We start from the raw sequence: 15,060 nt of genomic DNA, 5'->3' as shown, positions 1-15,060 counted from the left end.
CGCCGTCTGGGGGCACGACGAAGTTGTCGCCGCGGGGCAGCACCACCGGGGCCTCCGTACGAACGGCCCCGCGCAGGTAGCCTCGCGCGGGTGACCGACCGTTGGCTACTCGACCCCGACCTCGCGCTGCGCCCGGCCGCCAGCACGCCCGAGGTGCGCTTCGACAGTGCCGGAGAGGCGCTGCTCGGCGTCCTGCACGTGCCGGCCGGCCCGGGACCGCACCCGATCGCCGTACTGCTGCACGGCTTCCCCGGCAACGAGCGCAACTTCGACCTGGCCCAGGCGCTGCGCCGGGCCGGCTACGCCGCGCTGGTGTTCCACTACCGCGGGTCGTGGGGCGTCGGCGGCACGTACTCGTGGGCCGGTGTCCTGGCCGACGCCGCCCGCGCGATCTGCGCGGCCCGGGATCTCGCGCCTGCGCACGCCCTCGACCCGGACCGGCTCGCGCTCGTGGGCCACAGCCTGGGCGGGTTCGCCGCCCTGCACACCGCCGCCGCGGACCCCTCCGTGCGCGCGGTGGCCGCCCTCGCCGCCTACGACTTCGGCGCCGTTTCCCAGGCCCCGGATGCGGTACTGCGGCAAGCCCACGCCATGTTCGGCTCCGACCTGCTGCCGTTGCGCGGCACCTCGGCCGACGCCCTGTTCGCGGAGATGCAGGCGGCGGGCGCGTCGTGGCGGCTGGACGGGCTGGCCGCGGCGCTCGGCCCGCGGCCGGTGCTGCTGGTGGCGGCCGCGGACGACACGGTGGCCCCGCCGGCGCTGCACCACGAGCCGGTCGTCGCGGCGTACGGCGCCCTGCCCCGGTTCTCGCACCTGACCCTGCCGGCGGACCACGCGTTCTCGGGCCGGCGGGTCACGCTGACCCGCGAGGTGATCTCCTTCCTGGACCAGCACCTGGCGTAAGCCCCGCAGCGCGCGGCGAAGGAGGCCGGCGTGCGTCAAGGCCACGCCGGCCCGTAACCGTCGCCGAGGACCGGAGGCGGGGGCAGCATCGTCCCCGCGCCCCGTCCAGGGACGGGCTCACGTCACTCGCCGAGCCCGGCCTCGATCGGCGCGACAAAGCCCCCGTTGACGCCCTTGGCGGAGCATGCGCGCTCGGTGAAGGGCACGAACACCGCGGCCGTCTCGTCGGGCGGGTACACCCGCAGCCCGGCGATGTCGACGGCGTGGCAGGCGGGCTCGAACGCTGCGGGGTGCCCCTCCTGGATCACCGCGTGTGCCGCCGCCTGCGGCGCCAGCACGACACGGGCCGGTGTCGTGGCCGCCATGTGGTTGAGCGGGTCGTTGACCTGAGGCCCCGCCGGCCCGGCCAGCCGGGCAACGCCAGGGTAGCCGTACAGCGAGCAGGTCCGGGCGGACACGTTGGTGAACACCAGCCAGTTGTACTGGCTGCCGGCCGCCCCACCGCCGGGTGCGCCCTGCACGGAGATCTTCAGCTCGATGGTCCGGCACGGCGCGGCCTCTGCTTGCGAACCGCTCGGCACGGTGGAGCCCGGCGGCGACGACGCTGTGGCGATCGGTGCGGACGACGCCGGCAACGATGGTGTGGACGGCTGCCCGCTCGTTCCCTCGATCGGGCCGCAGCCCGCGGTGAGGAGCAGCGGTGCGAGTACCAGAGCGGCGATTCTGCGTTGCATCAGAGTGTTTCCTTCCGTCGATGTCGATGCGATCGCCTGCTATGACGTGGGAAACGGCTCGCGGTTGACGAGTGTCGGGTTACCGATGACTCATGGATCGAGCCCGGCCGTGACCGGCGAGACCGCGCCCACATTGACGCCCTTCGCCGAGCAGGCCTGGGCCGGCAACGGCACAAACACCGAGGTCGTCTCGTCCGGCGGATACACCCGGAACCCGGCCACGTGCACCGCATGACAGTCGGGCTCGAACGCGCCCGGGTGGCCGTACCGTACCTCCGCATGGGCCACCCCCTGGGGCGCGAGGACGATCCGGACCGGTTTGAGCTCCGTCATCCGCGCCGTGGGGTCGTTGACCTGTTGACCCGACGCCGCGGTCACCCACGACACACCCGGGAAGCCGTACAGCGAGCAAGGGCGGGTGGAGATGTTCGTGAACACCAGCCAGGTGTACTCGCTGCCGGCCGCCCCACCGCCCCGCGCACCCTGCGCGGTCACGTTCAGGTCGCCGGTGTGGCATCGCGTGGGCGGCACCGACGGGCTCGTGGTCAGTGTGGACTGCGACCCGGCCGAGGCCGGTGCCGGCGGCGAGGCCGGATCGGGCGACGCCGGCGCGGCACGCGACGGTGACGCGGAGGTGCCCGGCGGAAGCACCGGGCCCGGTCCGGCGACAATCCGGTACGCGAGGCCGGTGATGCCGGTGATCCCCACCACCACAGCGGCGGCGGCGACGGCCACCCGCCCCACGCGACGGCGGCGGGCGGTACGGGCGATCCGGTCGTACGCACCCGGCACGGGGCCCAGCGGCTCGACTCGGTGCCGCTCCAGCCAGCCCTCGAACCGATCGTCGGGTTCAGTCATCACTGCCATCCAGCTCTGCTCGAATCCGTGCTCTGGCCTGGTACAGATCCGACTTCACCGTGCCCTCCGGGCGCCCGATGATCGCCGAGACCTCCCGGACCGAGAAGCCGGCAAGGTAGTGCAGCAGCAACGCGATGCGCTGGTGCTCCGGCAGCGGCGCGAGCATCGCCCGCAGGTCGCCGCCATGGCTGGGCCGCCCATCCGCATCGTCGCGCTGATCGGCCGTCGCCAGGGCGAGCGCCCGGCGCTCCCGTACCGCGCGCCGCCAGTGATCGCGCAGGAGATTCACCGCGACCTTGTAGAGGTAGGCGTGCGGGTCGTACGAGTCGGACCAGCGCGACAACAGCCGCGTGAACGCCTCGGCGGCGATGTCGTGCGCGGTCTCGTCGTCGTCGACCTGCCGGCGTACCCAACCCGCCAGGCGGTCATAGTTGGCCGTGAAGAAGTCGCGCCGCGCGTCTTCCTGCACCGACCGGCCCGCCTCCCGCAGCACCCGCCCCACCGTCACGGACGTAGGACGCCGATCGACCCGCCTCGGTTGAGCCGGCAACCAAGATCTTTTCGGGGCCTCAGTCCGCGGGCGCGTCCGCGCGATGCCGGGCCGGCCGCTCCACGGCCAGGGTGCCGTCCGGGTTCTCCGCCGCCGGGGCGTACCCGGCGTGCCGCAGCGCCGCCAAGGTCTCGGCCGGCGACAGCGCGCTGGACAGCACCGTCGGGGCGAGCTCGGTCAGCTCCAGCCCGGCCAGGCTGCGCACCGACCGGATCTCGCCCAGCAGCGCGGTGTCGTCGCTGCGCAGGACGCAGCCGACCGGGCGCACCCGCACCACGCCGTGCTTGCGGCCGAGGTCGCCGATCATGTACTCCAGCGCCTGCGGCACCCGCCCGCCGGCCGCCGCCGCGCGGACCCGGGCCAGCAGTTCCTCGGCGGTCGAGCCGGCGTCGAAGGCGCGGCGCACCGAGGACTCGGTGAACCGCCACGTGTAGCCGCCGCCGCGCGACTCGCGGTCGGCGGCCAGGTCCAGCAGGGCGCTCAGGACGCCCGACGGGGCCCCGGTGGCGACGGCGGTCAGGTCGCTCTGGAGCAGTACCGTCTCCTCGGCAGGGGGCAGGAAGCCGCGCAGGGCCTCGGCCAATCGGTCGCGATCGGCCGCGGCCAGGGCGTGGCACAGCGTCGTCGGGGCGTGGTGCGCGCCCACGCCCATGAGCTCGTACTCCCGCCAGAGCGCCGCCATCATCGGCATGACCTCGTCGGCGTCGCCGGCCACGAGCGGGCGCAGGTACGCCAGCATGGCCGCGAGCCCGTCGAGGCCGGACGCGCCCCGGCCGGTGCGCAGCGAGGCCAGCACCGCGGCCAGGGTCACCCGCAGCAGCGCGCTGCTGGCGTCGTGCTCGCCGCCGACGAGGGCCGCGCGGCCGTCGAGCAGCAGCGGGGCGGCCGGCATCTGGAACCACCCGTCGACGAGCCAGCCGAACTGCTCGGCCGGCTCCAGCTTGAGCCAGTTGTCGAACTCCGCCGACGGGGCCACCTTGTCGCCGGCGATGCCGATCAGGCCGTTCATCCCCGCGACGGTGAGCCAGAAGCGCACGCCCTCCTCGTCCGAGCCGACGAGCCGGGCCAGCTTGCGTACCTCCCGCAGCCCGATGCCACCCGCCTTGAGGATCGGCACCGGGGTCCGCCCGCACTCCTCCAGCAGCGCGGTGACCGACGCCAGCGCGGCCCGGGCCGCGGCGGCGCCCTCCCGGTCCACCGTCGCGGCGCTGACCGTCACCGACGGCGGGGCGGGCGGCGACGGGTCGAACCCGGCCCGGAAGTCCGGCCGCAGCGCCACGCCGACCTCGCTCGGCATGCAGATCGCGGCGCCGTAGTAGGCGTTGAAGACGAGCAGCCCGCGGTCGACGGCCCAGCGCAGCGGCGAGGACTTGTTCCCGGTGCGCAGCGCCATCATCGCGTGCGGGTCGGCGTGGAACGGCTCCCCCACCGCCATGTCCAGCATGACCTCCTGGGCCGCGCGCGGCGCCGACCGGAAGAGGTCGCGCACCAGGCCGGGGTCGGCCAGCGCCGCGCCGATCGCCCGGAGCAGCCGCCGGTGCTCCCGCGAAACCGGCGCGCCGAGCCCGTGAGCGATCCGCTGCAGCTGCTCCACCGGCAGGTACTGCAGTTCGTGCTCGGCCGCCCGGCCGAAGCCGTAGCTGTTGGCCAGCACCTGGTGCAGCGCGACCGTGCGAATCCACTCCGGGTCGTCCTCGTCGGGCCAGGCCAGCCCGGCCTCGTGCAGCGCGCGCAGCGCCGCGGTGAGCCGGTGGTCCTCGACGCCGACCCCGAGCGCCCGGGCCAGGTCCCGCAGGCGTGTGCCCGCGGCGCGCAGCGACAGGACCTCGGCGACCTGTAGCTGCGGCAGCGTCAGCAGCGACGCGGCCTGCAGGATCTGCGGCGACTCCACCGGCGCGAATCTACCGCTCCGGGGTCTGCATCGGCTGTGTCCGCCGTCGCAAGCATTGCTACGTAACGGTTTCACCGCAGCGGGTAACCGAAAAAAGCATTGATCTTCATTATTTTTTCGGATGATTCGGGCATATCCGGATCAGTCAGGATATCTCGATGGCTTGCTGGCTGTTGCGCACCTGGCGATCAGCACTATGTTGTGTCGTCGCTTAGTTCCACCCCCGTAGGAGACGACGTGAAAAACACGCTGTTCAGGAGGGTCGCGGTCGGCACATTCGCCACCGTGGCCGCCGTCGGCCTATCGACCCTCTTCGCTGACGCTGCCAGCGCCCACAATGCGAACCCGTCGGGCGTCGCGGATTGCCGCGACGGCAAGTACGTCATCACCTGGACGGTCGAGAACGATTTCGGCACCAAGGTCACGTTGTCGAACATCCACATCACTCCCGACGGCGGCAAGCACGGCGACATCGTGCTGGGCGGCAAGGGCAGCCGCGACGACGAGCCGTCCAAGCAGACCTTCACCACCGAGTACACCACCGACAAGGCGACGGACCTCCAGCTGAGCGTCGACGGCCTGTGGCAGGACGCCCCGCACAAGACGTGGCCGGAGGACGGCAAGCCGCACACCTTCGTCAGCGGCAAGGTCCACCTGGACGGCAAGTGCAAGGCGGACACGCCGCCGACCACCCCACCGCCGACCACGCCGCCCGCGACCACTCCCCCGGCGACCCGCACGCCGACCCCGGCGGCCTCCTCGCCGGCCCCGGGCCTGCCGGTGACCGGCTCCGACACTACGTGGCCGATGGTGGGCACGGGCGCCGCGCTCGTCGCCAGCGGCGCCGTGCTGGTCGTGACCCTGCGCCGCCGTCGCCGGGTGACCTTCACCGCCGAGTGACCATAGCGTGACGCGCACGGCGTCTGTCCCATGTGGACAGGCGCCGTGCTCGTTCACAGCCTCGCGGCCCGCTCCAGCAGCTCCTCGCCGACCAGCTCGAGCGGCTCCAGGCTGCGCTCGGCCCGGCACAGCACGACGGCACCCTCGGTCGCCGCGATGACCGAGGTCGCGAACCGCGCCGCGGCCGCCGGCTCCGCCCCCGCCGCGGCGTAGAGCTCGGTGAGGCGGGCCCGCCAGGCGCGGAAGATCGCCGCCGCCCGATCGAGCAGTGGCCCGGAGTCGCCCGCCACGGCCACCGCGAGCACGGCGCATCCGGCGCGCAGCCGCGAGCGGTCGAGCACGAAACGCCAGGCCCCGATGACGTACCGGGTGATCTCCACCGCCCCGCGTCCGTCCAGCTCCGCGAGCCCGGCCAGCATGCGCCCGGCCACGAGCTCGAGCGCCGCGTCGACCAGCTGGTCCTTGCCCTCGGGGAAGTGGTGGTAGATCGACCCGCGGGGCGCCCCGGTGGCCTTGAGCACCTCCGAGAACGACGTCGCCTGCAGCCCCTGCTTGGCCAGCAGCAGCGCCGCGCCCTCCACCATCCTGCCTCGCACCTCGCCCGCCATCTGCGGCTCCTTGACTATGACGGTCGGCATAATCTACGTTCTATGACGACCAGCATAGTTCCCGCGAAACGGAGCCTGTCACCATGCCCATGATCGACGTCTACGCGCCCGCCGACCTCTTCCCCGCCGGCGCCGACCGCGAACTGGCCGCCCGCCTGACCGCGGCCCTGCTGCGGGCCGAGGGCGTGGCCGAGCCGGGCCCGGCCCACACCGCCAACACCGGCGCGTACATCCACCGCCTCCCCGCCGGCGCCGTCCACACGGCCGCGACGGACTCCGCCCGCACCGTGCGCGTCCAGGTCCTGACCCCGCCCGGCGTGCTGACCCGCGAGGGCCAGCAGGAGCTCGTCGCCGAGGCGACCCGGATCGTCACGGAGGTCAGCGGCGACCCGACCCAGTCCGCCCGCACCTGGGTCCTGCTGACCGAGGCCGCCGAGGGCGGCTGGGGCATCGCCGGCACCGCCTTCGGCCGCGCCGAGTTCGCGTCCCTGCTCTCCTGAGCGACGCGACCCGCGAACCCGGCGGCGCGCACCCGCTCGCACGGCCTCGGTACTGTGTCCGGCAAGAGGAGAACCGGACCACCGAGGACGATGACCACAACCCCATCGCTGCACGTCGGCTGCGCCATGTGGACCCACCCGGCCTGGCCGTGGCGCTCCGGCGACCGGCTGCGCGCATACGCGGAGCACTGCAACGCCGTCGAGGGCAACACGACGTTCTACGCCACCCCGTCCCGCGACACGGTGGCGTCCTGGGCGAGGCAGACCGGCCCGGACTTCCGCATGGTGCTCAAGCTGCCCCGGGCCGTCACGCACGAGCAGCGGCTGCGCGACAGCGCCGCGACGCTCGACTTCCTGCGCACGATCGAGCCGCTGGGCCCGAGGGTGCACGCCCTGTGGATCCAGCTGCCGGCCTCGTTCGGGCCGCCGGACGTCCCCGCCCTCGACGACTTCCTGCGCGGCCTCCCGGCGCAGCACCGCTACGCCGTCGAGGTCCGCCATCCCCGGTTCTTCGAGCGCCCGGAGGAGCTCGGCGCCGTGCTCGCCGGGCACGGCGCCGAGTGGATCCCGTTCGACACCACGGCGTTGTTCAGCAGGCCGCCGACCAGCGACGCCGAGCGCGACGCCTGGGCCAAGAAGCCCCGCAACCCGCTGCGCACCGAGGCCCTCACCGAGTTCCCGATCGTGCGGTACATCGGCCGCGACGACCCCGCCGAGACCGTCAAGGGCTGGCAGCGCTGGATCGCCGTCACGAAGGCCTGGCTGCGCGAGGGCCGCTCCCCCACCGTCTTCGTCCACACCCCGGACAACGCCGACGCCCCGCGGCTGGCCCGCGAGTTCCACGCCGCCGTGCGGCGCGAGGTCCCGGACCTGCCCCCGCCGCCGGACCCGGAGCCCCTCACGCTGTTCTGATCCGCACCTCCCCGGCGCCGGGGAGATCGCGAAACGTACACCCGCAGCGGCGGTCCGCAAGGGCCGGCGCCCGAAGAGGACGCCGGCCCGGTTGGCAACGCGACTCAGCAGTGGCCGAGGTCTTCCCAGTTGGCGGTCCAGCCGGGCTCGGAGCCCTGGGTCCACCACTTGGCGCGCCACAGGTGCTTGCCCTGGCCCGACGCCGGGCCGTTGGGGTCACCGTTGACGCTCTTCTCGTGCTTGACCGTCTGGCCGGCCGTGTAGACCGCGCCGATGGACCACTCGGGGGCCTGGGCGCAGTTGGTGGCCGGCGGGGTGGACGTCGACGGCGTCGGCGACGCCGTCGGGGACTTGGACGGCGACGCCGAGTCGGTCGGCGTCGCTGGGCCGTCCGGCGTCGCGGAGCCGGTCGGCGTCACGCACGGGCCGGACGAGTCCACCGTGTCGGTGAACGCGTTGCCCGCGCTGCGGTAGGCGGCCGCCTGTGCCGTCGCCTGGCTCGGGGTCAGGACCTGGTTCTTCGCGTACAGCACCCAGTCGACCTGCTCGATGTACGTGCTCAGGCCGCCGGTGTGGGCCGCGGTGTCGATGAACCACAGGTTCCAGTTGATGGTCATCGTCTGGCGCGGGTAGAACTTGCCGGAGTGGTCGCCGACCTGCTGGCCGTCGATGTAGTAGATGACGTGCCCGTCGGCGACGGTGACGACCAGGTCGTGCCAGCCGTCGAAGCTCTGCCGCTGCTCGGAGTGCACGTTGTCGGCGTACCACGGTTCGTTGCGGTACGTGTACCAGGTCGTCTGGTAGTTGATCGGGCCCGTCTCGCCCCACCCGCCGTTGGGCAGGTACTCCGAGAAGTCCAGCTCGCTGTACGTCGGATCGAGGTCCCCGTTGAGCGGGCTGATGGTGAAGAACGTCTCGTTGATGTGGTCGCCGTCGTTGCCGCTCTGCGGCGCGTCGGTGAAGCGGATCCGGCTGGCGTAGGTGCCTTCGAGGTACCGCTTCTGGCTCGTGTAGAGCTCGGCCTGGTTGGTGCCCCCGCCGGTGCCGTCGGTGGACGCGGTGAGCTGCAGGACCTTCTGACCGCCGCTGGCCGGGAAGGAGATGCTGCTGGCCGACCAGGTGGCACCGGGCACGCCCGGGCCGCCGGAGTAGGTGCGCGGCACCCACCCGTGCGAGGTCAGCGCCGCGTCGGCGGACGAGCTGTAGTTGAAGTCGTCGAACAGGTACCCACAGTTGTTCGCGGCGGCACTGGCGGTGCCGACGGTGGCTGCGGTGATGGCGACCGCCCCTACCGCGCCGGCCAACGCGACGGCGGACGCGATGCCGATAGATCGACGTTTTCCGATGGACATGAGCAGGGTCCTCCTTGAGGGGGATCAGGAGCGCATGGACCTCTTACTTGACCGCGCCGGCGGTCATACCGGCTCGGATGTGCCGTTGGAACGCGACGTAGGCGATGAGCACCGGCAGCATGGCGATCGTCAGGCCGGCGAACAGTCCGCTCCAGTCGCTGCGATACCCCTGGCTGACCGACAGGGAGGCCAGGCCCTGCGCCAGGACGTACCGGTCCGGGTCGGGGTTGAGAACCAGCGGGAGCAGGTACTGGTTCCAGAGCCCGAGGAAATTGAAGATGCCGACGGCGACCAGGCCTGGGCGGGCCATCGGCAGCATCACGCGGAAGAACACCCCCGCGTGCGAGCACCCGTCCATGAAGGCGGCCTCGGCCACCTCGCCGGGCAGCGTGCGGAAGAACGAGTGCAGGAAGAACACGGTGAACGGCACCGCGTAGGCGGCGTAGACCAGGATCAGGCCCGGGTACGTGCCGAGCAGGCCCAGCTGCTGGACCACGAAGAACAGCGGCACCAGCGCCAGGAACACGGGGAAGAACATGGCCGCGACGAACGTGTAGTAGATGATCCGGTTGCCGCGGAAGTCGTAGCGCGCCAGCGCGTACGCCACCAGCGCGCCCAGCAGCATGGTCAGGATCAGCCCGCCGCCGACCACGACGAGGCTGTTGAGGAAGTACCGGCCGATGTCGGCCTGGTTCCAGGCCCGCGACCAGTTCTCGACGTGCGGGGTCGTCGGCAGCGACCACGGGTCGGTGAGGATCTGCTGGTCGGTCTTGAAGGAGCTGAGCACCGCCCACAGCAGGGGCAGCGCGGTGACCACGCCCCAGCAGAGCATCGCCACATGCGGCACCACGCGCTTCACGCCAGTTCGACCCTCTCCTTGCGGCCCGCCCGCAGGGCGAGCACGGCCAGCGTCAGCGTCGCGAAGAACAGCGCGACCCCCATCGCCGAGGCGTAGCCGAACTTGCCGTAGGTGAAGGCGTTGCGGTACAGCGACAGCCCGATCACCTCGGTGGCCCCGTCCGGACCGCCCGGCCCCGCCGTCATGACCTGCACGACCGCGAAGCCGTCCAGGGCGGTGATGCCGAGGTAGACGAAGCCGACCTGCACGGTGTCGCGCACCAGCGGCAGCGTCACCCGCCGGAACGTGTCCCACCGGCCCGCCCCGTCCAGCAGCGCCGCCTCGAAGAGCTCCTTGGGGATCCCGTCGATCGCGGCGCTGAACAGCACCATGTAGAACCCGGCCGAGGACCACACCAGCACGGCCATGACGGCCGGCAGCGCGAGGTCCGGATCGCCCAGCCAGCTGCGCGCGAGCGAGCCCAGCCCGATCCCGCGCAGCACCCCGTTGAGCAGGCCCGTGTTCGGGTTGTAGATGAACGACCACAGCACCGCGACGATGACCAGCGATAGCAGCTGCGGGAAGAAGTAGACGATCTGGTACACCTTCGAGCCCGCGATGCCGGAGCGGCCGTCCCGCCCGCCCAGGTGCAGCATGCTGGCCAGGAACAGGCCCAGCCCGAGGGTGACGATCGGCACCACCACGAGCATGACGGCGTTGTTGCGCACCGCGTCGAGGAAGAGGGAGTCGCCGCCGAGGCGGGCGTAGTTGCCCGCCCCGACGTAGTGCGCCTCGCCGGCCACGCCGGTCCAGTCGGTGAGCGAGAGGTAGAACGCCTGCGCGTACGGCGACAGCACGAAGACGACGTGCAGCACCAGGGCCGGCACGAGCGCACCGAACAGGAACCGGAGCCGACCGTGCTTCATCAGCGGGTGTACTTCTTGACGCTGGAGTCCTTGGCGAGGGCGTCCGCCGCCTTCTGCACGCGATCGGCCCACTCGGCGGGCGTGGCGCGCTTGTTGATCAGCTCCCCGGTGGCGTCGTCGACGGCCTTGGCCAGCGGCGCGTACCAGGTGCGGAAGCGGTACGTGAAGGTCTCCTTGCCGGCCGCGGTGACCGCGTCGCGGGTCGAGCCCAGGCCGCTGGACAGCGTCAGCCCGTCGGTCGCCCCGGCCACCGCCGGCAGCGTGCCCGCGCTCTGCGCGAAGGCCCTCGCCGACTGCTTGGAGAACAGGATCCGCAGGTACTCGAGGCCCCCGGCCTGATTCTTGGCCTTCGCCGGCACCAGGAACGACTCGGAGCTGGCGGCCTGCACCGCGCTCTGCGCCATCTTGTCGCCGGAGCTGCGCGCCGGCACGGCCCCCATCACCATGTCGAAGCCCTTGGGGGCGACGTCCTTCTGCTCCGCCTCCAGCCACGAGCCGGACGGGATGAACGCCGCCTTGCCCTGGCACCACGCGGCCTGCGCCTCGGTGTGCGACAGCGCCTCGGAGCCGCTCATGATGTAACCCTTGGCGGCCAGCTCCGCGAACGCCTCGGCGGCGGACTTGAGCCCGTCGGCCTTCCAGGCGTTGGGCTCGAGGTTGTCGACCGCCTTGATGAGGTCCGTCCCGCCGATCTTGGCGGCCATCGAGAGCATGGGGTCGTTCATGTACTCCGGGTACTTGCCCTGGTAGGTCCAGGGCGCGATGCCCGAGGTCTTGATGGTCGCGCACAGGGCGAGCATCTCGTCCCAGGTCTTCGGGTAGGCCCAGCCCTTGCTGGCGAAGAGCGGCTTGGAGTACCACAGGCCCCAGGCGGTGTAGGTGAAGTTCAGCACCAGGACCGACTTGTCGAAGGTGCCGTCGTCCACCACGCCCGGCAGCAGCGTGTCGCGGAACTTGGTGTTCGGGTCGTCGAACGAGGGCGCGTCGAGCAGTTCCGCGAGGTCGGAGAGCTGCTTGGCGCCGACCAGGGCGGAGATGTCCAGCCGCCCGGCGCCGGTGTTGTCGACCACGTCCGGCGGGGTGTTGGCCACGAACCGCGGCTGCAGCGCCTCGCCGACCTTCTGGATGCCCTTGTGGTCGATCGTCGCCTTCGCGTGCTTGCCCCTGTAGAGGTCCTCGGCGTGCTTGGCGTAGTCGTCGCCGTAGCCGCCCTTGAAGATCACGACCTCGAGCGGGGCGTCGTCCTTGACCCCGAGCGGGTTGTCCGCGCTCTTCGCCCCGGCGTTGGCGGCCGGCTTGTCGTCGTCCTTCCCGCTCGTCACGCAGGCGCTGAGCAGCGGCACGGCGGCCGCCGCGCCCAGCGCGGTCTTCAAGATCGTTCTACGCTTGGGGTACGTTGAAGTGGAAGGTGAGGGGTTCATACCGGGCCTTCTCTCTTTATGCGGTACGCCGGATGCGCCCGGCGTACCGCGCTTCGAGTGCTGCGTTGTGCTCCCGCCCGCCAGGCACGTTGTCGGACAGGTAGACCGGCGGCGTGACACCGAGCGCCAGCAGGCGCGCCACCACCTCGGTGACGATCTGCTGGGCCAGCAGGGCCGCGGTGATCGAGGAGACGGCCCCGACGGCGCCACCGCCGGGCAACGGCAGCGACGCGTCGCCGTACGGGGCCCCGTTGTCGAGCACCACGTCGGCGAAGTCGCCGAGCTTCATGCCGCTGGGATGGCGCGAGTCGACGCGGGAGGAGTGCTCCAGCGACGTGATCGCGATGAGCGCGTGCCCGCGCTGCTTCACCAGCTGCGCCATCTCCACCACGGCGCCGTTGACGCCGGAGTTGGAGGCGATGACGAACGTGTCGTCCGGCTTGACGGGGGCCAGGTCGTAGAGGCGGTGCGCGACGCTCGCGGTGCGCTCCAGCTGCGGGTCGGCCAGGGCGCTGAGCGGCTCGCCGCCGTAGAGCACGATGTCGCGCAGGGCGATGCGGCTGGTCGGGACCAGGCCGCCGGCCCGGCCGGCGATCTCCATGGCGAGCGCCTCGGAGTGCCCGCAGCCGAACGCCTGGATCACCCCGCCCGCCTGGACCGTCGCGGTCATCAGGTCGGCGGCGCGCGCCACCTTCTCGCCCTGGGTGGTCCCGACCCGGTCGATCGCGGCGCGGATCACCTCGACGTAGTCGGCACTTCTGATGGTCACAGCGGCTTTTCCCTCCGTGGTCGCTTGCGGATGTTGGTCGTGTCGGGCACCCGGTGCGCGTCCACCGCGCGCACGGTGAGCTCGAGGGCCTCGGCGGTGCGCTCATAGGTGCGCTGCGCCACCGCGACGTAGATGAGGTCCAGGACCAGCAGCTGCGAGTGCAGCGCGGAGAGGGCCGCGACCCGGAAGGTGGTCTCGTGCACCGACGTGGTGAACACGACGTCGGCCACCTCGGCCAGCGGCGAGCGCCCGAACGACGTCACCGCGACGGTCGTCGCCCCGTGGTCGGCCGCCTCGGCGAGGGTCTCCAGGACCTCCCGCGTGCGGCCGGAGTGCGACAGGCCGATGGCGACGTCGCCGGGGCCCAGCAGTGCGGCGTTGGTGAGCGCGGTGTGGCTGTCGGAGCGGTACCAGACCGGGACCCGGATGCGCTCCAGCCGGAACGCCATCTCCCGCCCGGCGGTGCCGCTGGAGCCCAGCCCGAAGATCTCCACCCGTCCGGCCCCGGCGATCGCCTCGGCGACCCGCTCGACCGCGGCGACGTCCAGCCCGGCCGCGGTCGCCTGGATCGCCCGGGTGTCGGCCGCGGTGACCACGCCGAGGACCTCGTTCAGGGGGTCGCCCGGCGCGATGTCGCCGCTGATGTCGGTCTCCCAGCGGGCCTGCTCGGCCCGGCCGGTCTCGGTCGCGATCGCCACCCGCAGGTTCGCGTACCCCTTGAAGCCGAGCGTGCGACTGAACCGCGTGACGGTCGCCGTCGACGTGCCGGAGCGCTCGGCGAGGTCCACGATGCTGGCGTGCGCGGCCGTCTCCGGATCGCCCAGGATCGTCTCGGCGATCTTCGCCAGGGCGTCCGGCATCGTCGGCACTTCTATGCGCAGCCGCCCGAGCAGCCCGCCACTCTCACCCGTCACCGTCAATCATCCTTTTCATCGTCCCGCCTTGGCGATGAAAATTACGACCACTTCAACTTCTAGTCAATAAGAACTTTCTATGCTTCCATCGACGCCATGGCTGTGGTGGTGGGTGTTGATGCCGGCGGTACCGCGTCGAAGGCCGTGGTCACGGACCTGGACGGCACCGTGCTGGGCCGGGGCTCGGCCGGCCCTGGCAACCCCTCGGCCGCCGGAGTGCCGGCCGTTCGCGCCATCGGGTCGGCGCTGCGGTCGGCGCTCGGCACCATCGACCCGGCGACGGTGACCGCGGGCGTCGTCGGCGTGGCCGGCGCGAGCGCGGTGGCCGACCCGGCGATCCGGTCCGCGTTCGACGAGGAGTGGGCCGCGCTGGGCCTGACCTGCCAGATCCCGATCGTCGGGGACGCGGTGACCGCGTTCGCGGCGGGCGGGGACTGGACCGCGGGCGCGGTGCTCATCAGCGGCACGGGCGCGGTGGCGGCGCTGGTCGACGACCTGGAGGTCACGCGGGTGGCCGACGGGCTGGGCTGGCTGCTCGGCGACGAGGGCTCGGGCCTGTGGCTGGGCCTGCAGGCGGTCCGCCGGGCCGCGCGGGCCTGGCACGCGCCGCTGGCCCGCGCGGTGGCCGCCCACGCGGGCGCCGCCACCGCCGCCGACCTGGTGCACTGGGCCCAGGCCCTGCCGCCCTTCGGCGCCCTGGCCCCGTTGGTCTGCGAGCTGGCCGACGGCGGCGACCCGGACGCGGCCGCCATCGTGTCCGACGGCGCCGCGCGCCTGGTCGCCACCCTCGACGAGCTGGCGGCCCCGGACGCCCCGGTGGTGCTGGCCGGCGGCCTGCTGACCGCCGGCACCCCGATCCGCCGGGCCGTCGCGGCCACCCTGGAGGCTCGCGGCACGGCCCTGGGCACGGCCGACGACCCCGCGCTGGGGGCCGCCCGCCTCGCGACGCAGCGAGCGCTCAGCCGGAGGTGAGCAAGTCGCTCG

General features: G+C 72.5%; 16 protein-coding genes. 5 read left to right on the top strand and 11 right to left on the bottom strand.

Annotation, left to right across the window (positions count from 1 at the left end; genetic code table 11):
- Positions 1–90: 90 nt before the first annotated feature.
- Complete coding sequence (locus tag AB0M46_RS18465; protein ID WP_363337393.1) at positions 91–903, top strand: alpha/beta fold hydrolase; 813 nt, start codon at positions 91–93, stop codon at positions 901–903.
- Between the two features lie 122 nt (positions 904–1,025).
- Here the strand turns inward: AB0M46_RS18465 and AB0M46_RS18460 are convergent, their stop codons facing one another.
- From AB0M46_RS18460 to AB0M46_RS18445, 4 genes are all read right to left on the bottom strand, one after another.
- Positions 1,026–1,637 carry a DUF4232 domain-containing protein gene (locus AB0M46_RS18460; protein ID WP_363337391.1) on the bottom strand — a complete coding sequence of 204 codons (612 nt, stop codon included), beginning with the start codon at positions 1,635–1,637 and terminating at the stop codon, positions 1,026–1,028.
- 90 nt (positions 1,638–1,727) lie between these two features.
- A complete protein-coding gene (locus AB0M46_RS18455; RefSeq protein WP_363337389.1) occupies positions 1,728–2,495 on the bottom strand; it encodes a DUF4232 domain-containing protein in 768 nt (255 codons plus the stop codon).
- Positions 2,488–2,988 (bottom strand): RNA polymerase sigma factor, encoded by a 501-nt coding sequence (locus AB0M46_RS18450; protein ID WP_363337387.1) that lies wholly within the window; start codon positions 2,986–2,988, stop codon positions 2,488–2,490. Before AB0M46_RS18450 ends, AB0M46_RS18455 begins: the two co-directional genes overlap by 8 nt.
- A 76-nt stretch (positions 2,989–3,064) precedes the next feature.
- Positions 3,065–4,936 (bottom strand): helicase-associated domain-containing protein, encoded by a 1,872-nt coding sequence (locus tag AB0M46_RS18445; protein WP_363337385.1) that lies wholly within the window; start codon positions 4,934–4,936, stop codon positions 3,065–3,067.
- A 237-nt stretch (positions 4,937–5,173) separates the two neighbouring features.
- On the opposite strand from AB0M46_RS18445, the gene AB0M46_RS18440 reads away from it, so the two are divergent.
- Positions 5,174–5,836 carry an LPXTG cell wall anchor domain-containing protein gene (locus AB0M46_RS18440; RefSeq protein ID WP_363337383.1) on the top strand — a complete coding sequence of 221 codons (663 nt, stop codon included), beginning with the start codon at positions 5,174–5,176 and terminating at the stop codon, positions 5,834–5,836.
- A gap of 53 nt (positions 5,837–5,889) precedes the next feature.
- Here AB0M46_RS18440 and AB0M46_RS18435 read toward each other — a convergent pair whose 3' ends face one another.
- Positions 5,890–6,474, bottom strand: a complete 585-nt coding sequence (locus tag AB0M46_RS18435) for a TetR/AcrR family transcriptional regulator (RefSeq protein WP_363337381.1) — start codon at positions 6,472–6,474, stop codon at positions 5,890–5,892.
- A gap of 53 nt (positions 6,475–6,527) precedes the next feature.
- Here AB0M46_RS18435 and AB0M46_RS18430 point away from each other — a divergent pair, with 53 nt between their 5' ends.
- Both AB0M46_RS18430 and AB0M46_RS18425 read left to right on the top strand, forming a co-directional pair.
- Entirely contained in the window at positions 6,528–6,944 is a 417-nt protein-coding gene (locus AB0M46_RS18430) for a tautomerase family protein (protein WP_363337379.1), read from the top strand.
- Positions 6,945–7,070: 126 nt separating this feature from the next.
- Entirely contained in the window at positions 7,071–7,856 is a 786-nt protein-coding gene (locus AB0M46_RS18425; RefSeq protein WP_363337430.1) for a DUF72 domain-containing protein, read from the top strand.
- A 104-nt stretch (positions 7,857–7,960) separates the two neighbouring features.
- Here the strand turns inward: AB0M46_RS18425 and AB0M46_RS18420 are convergent, their stop codons facing one another.
- The 6 genes from AB0M46_RS18420 to AB0M46_RS18395 all read right to left on the bottom strand — a co-directional run bounded on the left by AB0M46_RS18420 (position 7,961) and on the right by AB0M46_RS18395 (position 14,055).
- Entirely contained in the window at positions 7,961–9,208 is a 1,248-nt protein-coding gene (locus tag AB0M46_RS18420; protein WP_363337378.1) for a glycosyl hydrolase, read from the bottom strand.
- Positions 9,209–9,251: 43 nt separating this feature from the next.
- Complete coding sequence (locus AB0M46_RS18415; RefSeq protein ID WP_363337428.1) at positions 9,252–10,040, bottom strand: carbohydrate ABC transporter permease; 789 nt, start codon at positions 10,038–10,040, stop codon at positions 9,252–9,254.
- 23 nt (positions 10,041–10,063) lie between these two features.
- Positions 10,064–10,972 (bottom strand): sugar ABC transporter permease, encoded by a 909-nt coding sequence (locus AB0M46_RS18410; protein ID WP_363337376.1) that lies wholly within the window; start codon positions 10,970–10,972, stop codon positions 10,064–10,066.
- Positions 10,972–12,345 carry an N-acetylglucosamine/diacetylchitobiose ABC transporter substrate-binding protein gene (gene ngcE, locus AB0M46_RS18405; protein ID WP_363337374.1) on the bottom strand — a complete coding sequence of 458 codons (1,374 nt, stop codon included), beginning with the start codon at positions 12,343–12,345 and terminating at the stop codon, positions 10,972–10,974. Before ngcE ends, AB0M46_RS18410 begins: the two co-directional genes overlap by 1 nt.
- Before the next feature lie 64 nt (positions 12,346–12,409).
- A complete protein-coding gene (locus AB0M46_RS18400; protein ID WP_363337371.1) occupies positions 12,410–13,162 on the bottom strand; it encodes an SIS domain-containing protein in 753 nt (250 codons plus the stop codon).
- Positions 13,159–14,055, bottom strand: coding sequence for a MurR/RpiR family transcriptional regulator (locus AB0M46_RS18395; RefSeq protein ID WP_363337426.1), 897 nt, complete (start codon positions 14,053–14,055; stop codon positions 13,159–13,161). The genes AB0M46_RS18400 and AB0M46_RS18395 overlap by 4 nt, the downstream gene beginning before the upstream one ends.
- Positions 14,056–14,172: 117 nt before the next feature.
- On the opposite strand from AB0M46_RS18395, the gene AB0M46_RS18390 reads away from it, so the two are divergent.
- Positions 14,173–15,048, top strand: coding sequence for a BadF/BadG/BcrA/BcrD ATPase family protein (locus AB0M46_RS18390; protein WP_363337369.1), 876 nt, complete (start codon positions 14,173–14,175; stop codon positions 15,046–15,048).
- Positions 15,049–15,060 lie beyond the last annotated feature (12 nt).

Source organism: Dactylosporangium sp. NPDC051485, assembly GCF_040682015.1.
GTDB lineage: Bacteria > Actinomycetota > Actinomycetes > Mycobacteriales > Micromonosporaceae > Dactylosporangium.
This window is presented reverse-complemented; position numbering and strand designations above follow the sequence as displayed.